Annotated in this window: 1 protein-coding gene; it reads left to right on the forward strand. The window is 69.6% G+C overall.

Annotated features, from left to right (window positions below):
* Positions 1-457 (forward strand): polyketide synthase (locus LQ326_RS47475; protein WP_234545418.1); only part of this gene is annotated, 457 nt, incomplete at both ends.

A 457-nucleotide genomic window follows, 5' to 3' on the forward strand; every position in this document is an offset into this window, starting at 1 on the left:
CCTCACGTCCGAGGACGTGGACCTCGTGGAGGCGCACGGCACGGGCACCGTGCTCGGCGACCCGATCGAGGCGCAGGCCCTCATCAACACCTACGGCAAGGACCGCTCCCCCGAACGGCCGCTGTGGCTCGGCTCCTTGAAGTCGAACATCGGCCACACCCAGGCCGCCGCGGGAATGTCCGGCGTCATCAAGACGATCCTGGCCATGCGCCACCGGACCATGCCCCAGACCCTCCACATCGACGCCCCCACCCCGCACGTCGACTGGTCCGCCGGAACCGTCCGGCTCCTCACCGAGGCACGCCCCTGGGAGGACGCGGACCGTCCACGTCGCGCGGGGGTGTCGGCGTTCGGGGTGAGCGGCACGAACGCGCACGTGATCCTCGAAGAGGCACCAGCCGCATCAGAGGTGACGAGTCATCAGGCAGACGTCGGCTCTGACGAACCGTCGGCAGAA

It is taken from the genome of Streptomyces shenzhenensis, assembly GCF_021462265.1.
Classification (GTDB): domain Bacteria; phylum Actinomycetota; class Actinomycetes; order Streptomycetales; family Streptomycetaceae; genus Streptomyces; species Streptomyces shenzhenensis.